The organism is Coprobacter sp. (genome assembly GCF_982436375.1).
In genome coordinates, this window is record NZ_CEWDCG010000191.1 from 1 (window position 1) to 5,762 (window position 5,762).

Here is a 5,762-nt window from a genome sequence, read left to right on the forward strand (position 1 = left end):
AAACTTTGTGTATGAATTAGTTGGCTAATTTTATACTATTTACTGAATCTCCCTATATAACTAAAATAAAAAAGCCAGACAATTTTTTGAAATTATCTGGCTTATACTTTGTTGAATCTACTTTATTCATTAACTCCTGCTAATTCCGGATCTATCATAATACGCCCGCAATATTCACAAACGATGATTTTTTTTCGAAGTTTAATATCAAGTTGTCTTTGTGGCGGAATCTTATTGAAACAACCGCCGCAAGCGTCACGTTGAATATAAACAACAGCCAATCCGTTTCTCGCATTTTTTCTGATTCTCTTAAATGCGGCTAATAAACGGGGCTCTATATGTTGTTCGAGTTTTTTCGCTTTTTCACGCAGTTTTTCCTCGTCTTGTCTTGTCTCTGCAACAATTTCATCCAATTCACCTTTCTTTTCTTGTAAATCGGCTTTTCTTTCTTCAAGAGTAACTCGACAGTTTTCTACTTCTTCTTTTTTTGCTTTTTCCTGTGCTGAAAACTCTTTGATACGTTTTTCACAAAGTTCGATTTCCAAAGTTTGGAATTCAATTTCTTTAGTTAAAAAATCAAATTCTCGATTGTTTCTTACATTGTTCTGTTGTGCAGTATATTTATCAATTAAGGTTTGCGCATTCTGTATTTCTACTTTCTTCGCAGCAATAGCAGATTGTAACTCTCCTATTTCTGTATGAAAGTTCTGAACACGAGTTTCGAGACCTGCAATCTCATCTTCAAGATCTTGTACCTCCAAAGGAAGCTCTCCTCTTAGAGTTTTGATTCTATCGATCTCAGAAAGCATTGTTTGCAATTCGTACAGTGCTTTCAATCGATCTTCCACTGTATATTCTTTTTCAACTTTTGTCTTATCAGTAGCCATGCTTACAAATAATTTATCGGATTTGTTTCTACCTTTGTATAATGAACTGCAAAGTTAGGGAATTTTTTTGTAATAATATCACAAAATATATCTTTTGTGTATTGTTCGGTTTCGTAATGTCCTACTTCTGCCAATAATATATGTTCGTCATATCCAAAATAATCATGATATTTAATTTCTCCAGTAATAAATACATCTGCATCTGATGCTATTGCTTGAGAAATCAAAAAAGCTCCAGCACCTCCACACAATGCAACCCTACGAATTCTGCGATTTCGGAGATTGGAATATTTTATACATCCAGCATGAAACACTGTTTTAGTACGTTGTAAAAAGTCCATTTCATCCATAGGACACAAAAGTTCCCCTACTACTCCTGATCCAACTTTAACCCATTGGTTTTCAATTTTTATAAAATCAAATACCGGTTCTTCATAAGGATGAGTTTTTAAGAGTGCCTGAGTCGCTACCTCTTTTAAATATTCAGGGAGAACCGTTTCGATCCGAGTTTCTTCTTCTTGATGTAAATTCCCGATAGTCCCACAATAAGGATGCGAATCTAATCCTGCACGAAAAGTTCCGAATCCATTGCTATTGTAGCTGCACAAGTCATAATCACCGATATTTCCACATCCTGCGGTAAATAAAGCATTTCGTACAATATCGGCATGAGAAACCGGCACATAAGTAACAAGCTTAAGCAACTTTCCACCTTGAGGCATCAAAATAGAAAGATTAGTCAATCCAAGCTTTTCTGCCATTTTAAAATTGACTCCAGACCAAGCATTGTCCAAATTGGTATGTGAAGCATAAATGGATATATTATGTTGTATTGCTTTTATAACTGTTCTTTCCACATAGTTCTTGCCTGTAAGCGACTTTACGCCTTTAAAAAGTAAAGGATGGTGTGATATAATTAAATTAACCCCCAAACTTATAGCTTCGTCAACGACTTCTTCAGTGACATCTATGCATAATAATGCCCCCGTAGCTTCAGAATACTTATCTCCCACCTGCCAACCGGCATTATCGTAATCCTCTTGCAAAGACAAGGGAGCTATTTCTTCTATACACGTTGCTATATCACTGACTTTCATACATACGATTATTTGTCGTGAATATCTAATTTTAATTGCAATTCCTCTAATTGAGATTCATCCAATACAGACGGAGCTCCACTCATAGTATCACGCCCAGAATTATTCTTAGGGAAAGCTATACAGTCCCGAATAGAATCTAAGCCGGCAAATAAGGAGACTAACCGGTCCAAACCAAATGCCAATCCTCCGTGAGGTGGAGCACCATACTTAAATGCATTTATTAAAAATCCAAATTGATATTGAGCCTTCTCTTCGGTAAATCCGAGGACTTTAAACATTTTATCTTGTAATTCACTATCATGTATCCGGATTGACCCTCCACCCAACTCGACTCCATTAAAAACCATGTCATAGGCATTGGCTCTTACTTTCCCGGGATCGGTATCCAATAAAGCAATATCCTCAGGTTTAGGCGAAGTGAACGGGTGATGCATTGCATAATAACGTTGAGTTTCCTCGTCCCATTCCAATAACGGGAAATCGATAACCCATAACGGTGCAAATTTATCTTTGTTGCGAAGGCCTAATCGGTTGCCCATTTCAAGACGTAATTCACAAAGAGCCTTCTGTGTCTTTATTCTATCACCAGCAAGAATTAAAATCAAGTCTCCAGGTTTAGCATTAAATCTCTCTGCCCATTTCAGAAGATCTTCTGTACTATAAAATTTATCCACAGAAGATTTAAACGCCCCGTTTTCATCATAACGGACATATACCAACCCTTTAGCCCCGATCTGAGGTCGTTTAACAAATTCCGTTAGTTCATCCAATTGTTTTCTTGTATATGTCGCACATCCTTCAGCACAGATTCCGGCAACATATTCAGCATTGTCGAATACTCCGAAATCTTTCCCGATAGTCAAATCTTTTAATTCGACAAAACGCATTCCAAAACGCAAATCTGGTTTGTCACTACCATAATATTTCATCGCGTCAGCCCACGTCATTCTGGGAAATGGCTCAGTAAAGTCAATCTTTTTTATTTCTTTAAAAAGATGCTTTATCATTCCCTCAAAAGTATTTAAGACGTCTTCTTGTTCAACAAAAGACATTTCACAGTCGATTTGGGTAAATTCGGGTTGACGGTCTGCCCGCAAGTCTTCATCTCTAAAACATTTTACAACTTGAAAATAACGGTCAAAACCGGAGACCATTAATAACTGTTTAAACGTTTGTGGTGATTGAGGTAGCGCATAAAACTCTCCGGGATTCATTCTCGACGGCACGACAAAGTCTCGAGCTCCCTCCGGAGTAGATTTGATCAACATCGGTGTTTCTATTTCAAGAAAATTTTGCTGATCAAGATATCTACGAACTTCAAATGTCATTTTATGACGTAACTCTAAGTTTTTCCGAACACAATTCCGCCTTAAATCTAAATAACGATATTGCATCCGCAGATCATCACCTCCATCACTGTCGTCTTCAATTGTAAAAGGAGGAACATCAGATGCATGCAATATTACTAAATTAGATACGATAAGTTCAATATCTCCTGTTGGTATATTTTTGTTTTTATTTGATCTTTCTTTAACGATCCCTGAAACTTGAATCACAAATTCACGGCCTAATTTGTTTGCCTGATCACAAAGTTCCGGATTATTTTCATGATTAAATACTAATTGAGTAATCCCGTAACGGTCACGAATGTCAATAAACGTCATTCCTCCCATTTTCCGCGTTCGTTGTACCCAACCAGCCAATGTAACATTCTTGTCTGTATCGGATAATCGCAACTCTCCACATGTATGCGTTCTGTACATATTTATAGATTTTTAATTTATAACCTATCTCTTTTCGGCAGCTATATGCCAAAAAATATTTATGCAAAATTACGACAAAACATTGTTTGTGCAAGTAAAGGTGAGGGAAAGTTTTATTGTTATTACCGAATCTTATATCAGTTCTTTTAATTGTTTCTTCAACGATATTTTTATATTATGAATCTGACTTTTTACCGTACCGAGAGGAATATCCAATTTTTCAGCAATTTCGTCGTATTGATAACTTGATAAATATAAACCAAAAATTATACGATTTTTCTTACTCATCCCTGCAATAACCTTATTTATCCATTCTAAGTCGTAATTCGCATCTGTTCCATCGATCATACAAGGTTCTGACTTCAAATCATCTATACGACAAACCGACTCATGTGCCAATAAAAGTTTTCGATAATCATTAATGAAGGTATTTTTCATAATAGCACACATCCACGCTCTTAAATTGGTATCTTCAATGAACTTTTCCCTGTTTTCTAATGTTTTAAGTAAAGTCTCTTGCAATAAATCTTTTGCCGCTTCATGATTCTTGGTTAGGGAATAAGCAAATCGGTATAAGAATGGCTGTAATCTGGTTAACTCGTCAACGAAATTTACAAATTTCATAATAGATCATTCGATATTTATGTAAAAAGCCTCCGCTGACAAAAAGTGATCTCACCTACTTTTTTTGGAAAAACACGATATGACGTGTTCAGCGGAGGCTTATAATGCTTCTACTGCACGCCATTCGATATTTCCATTTTGTAAGTGAGATGCACAAAAATAAGGATAATTTTTAATAATTCATGATTTCTCGTAAAATATTACTTTCAAAAAAGGGAATAATAGTTCAAATAATAAAAGAGTCCGCTTGCGGTTAACAAGCGGACTCTAATACACTATTCAGATCTTTCTTATTTCTTAAAATAACGATTGTATAAACCTTCAAAACCTTTACCATGACGTGCTTCATCTTTGCACATTTCATGAACTGTATCATGAATTGCATCTAAGTTTTGTTGTTTTGCCAGAGTTGCAATTCGTTTTTTATCTTCACAAGCCCCAGCTTCAGCTTCCATCCGTTTTTTCAAATTTGTCTTAGTATCCCAAACTACATCTCCAAGCAATTCTGCAAACTTAGCCGCATGTTCAGCTTCTTCCCAGGCATAACGTTTAAATGCTTCCGCTACTTCAGGATAGCCTTCACGATCAGCCTGACGACTCATTGCCAAATACATACCAACTTCGGTACACTCTCCCATAAAATGAGCATTTAATCCTTCTAAAATTTCCGGGTCAACACCTTTTGCAATGCCTAATACGTGCTCATCAACAAATTGTAATGCACCTTCTGTTTCTACAAGTTCTTTGAATTTACTCTTCGGTTGTTTACATTGAGGACAAAATTCCGGAGCTTCTTCTCCTTCATGAACATAACCGCATACTGTACAAATAAATTTCTTTTTCATAATGTAAGAATTTGAATTTAAATAATTTATGTGTTTTTTGTTTCTATATCCTTTAGGCATTGAGTACAATAACCCTTACAATATAATTGAACTTCGGTAATTTTTATTTTTTCCGAATCTTCTTTGAATATAATATTTTCTTTTATCGGTAAATCTTTTATACAACCGCATTTACTACATCTAAAATGAGCATGAGGAGTTATGTCTGCATCATATCTGCTGTTTTTATCATCGATTGTCAGCATTTGTACCGCACCCTGCTCTACAAGTATTTTCAATGTATTGTATACAGTTGTACGGGATAATGTCGGAATATCAGGATATAAATCGCTAAATATCATATCTGCAGTCGGATGAATTCTATTCTCTATCAAATAATCCATAATAGCAATTCTTTGAAGAGAAGGTTTTATCCCATGAGAAACTAATCTTGTATATCCTTTTTCTTGACTCATTTTATATTTGTAATAATTACAAATTTTAATTTGATGCAAATATAAAATAGATTTTTAATTTCATAATTACATTTACAAAGATTAACAT

6 protein-coding genes are annotated in these 5,762 nt (G+C 35.2%); all 6 read right to left on the reverse strand.

Features of this window, described 5'->3' with window-relative positions; all coding sequences use genetic code 11:
- Window positions 1-122: 122 nt before the first annotated feature.
- Window positions 123-887, reverse strand: a complete 765-nt coding sequence (locus tag AC1WHX_RS09995) for a zinc ribbon domain-containing protein (RefSeq protein ID WP_009317044.1) — start codon at window positions 885-887, stop codon at window positions 123-125.
- Window positions 888-889: 2 nt separating this feature from the next.
- Window positions 890-1,984, reverse strand: a complete 1,095-nt coding sequence (locus AC1WHX_RS10000; protein ID WP_303117086.1) for a Nif3-like dinuclear metal center hexameric protein — start codon at window positions 1,982-1,984, stop codon at window positions 890-892.
- 8 nt (window positions 1,985-1,992) lie between these two features.
- A complete protein-coding gene (gene aspS, locus AC1WHX_RS10005; protein WP_009317046.1) occupies window positions 1,993-3,750 on the reverse strand; it encodes an aspartate--tRNA ligase in 1,758 nt (585 codons plus the stop codon).
- Between the two features lie 132 nt (window positions 3,751-3,882).
- Window positions 3,883-4,374 carry an RNA polymerase sigma factor gene (locus AC1WHX_RS10010; protein ID WP_009317047.1) on the reverse strand — a complete coding sequence of 164 codons (492 nt, stop codon included), beginning with the start codon at window positions 4,372-4,374 and terminating at the stop codon, window positions 3,883-3,885.
- 290 nt (window positions 4,375-4,664) lie between these two features.
- Window positions 4,665-5,219, reverse strand: a complete 555-nt coding sequence (locus AC1WHX_RS10015) for an NADH peroxidase (protein ID WP_031258901.1) — start codon at window positions 5,217-5,219, stop codon at window positions 4,665-4,667.
- 26 nt (window positions 5,220-5,245) lie between these two features.
- Window positions 5,246-5,674 carry a Fur family transcriptional regulator gene (locus tag AC1WHX_RS10020; protein WP_122304487.1) on the reverse strand — a complete coding sequence of 143 codons (429 nt, stop codon included), beginning with the start codon at window positions 5,672-5,674 and terminating at the stop codon, window positions 5,246-5,248.
- Window positions 5,675-5,762 lie beyond the last annotated feature (88 nt).

Coding starts and splice junctions, on each gene's coding strand:
- aspS (WP_009317046.1), bottom strand. CDS start 3,750: ATGTACAGAACGCATACATGTGGAGAGTTGCGATTATCCGATACAGAC.
- AC1WHX_RS10010 (WP_009317047.1), bottom strand. CDS start 4,374: ATGAAATTTGTAAATTTCGTTGACGAGTTAACCAGATTACAGCCATTC.
- AC1WHX_RS10015 (WP_031258901.1), bottom strand. CDS start 5,219: ATGAAAAAGAAATTTATTTGTACAGTATGCGGTTATGTTCATGAAGGA.
- AC1WHX_RS10000 (WP_303117086.1), bottom strand. CDS start 1,984: ATGAAAGTCAGTGATATAGCAACGTGTATAGAAGAAATAGCTCCCTTG.
- AC1WHX_RS10020 (WP_122304487.1), bottom strand. CDS start 5,674: ATGAGTCAAGAAAAAGGATATACAAGATTAGTTTCTCATGGGATAAAA.
- AC1WHX_RS09995 (WP_009317044.1), bottom strand. CDS start 887: ATGGCTACTGATAAGACAAAAGTTGAAAAAGAATATACAGTGGAAGAT.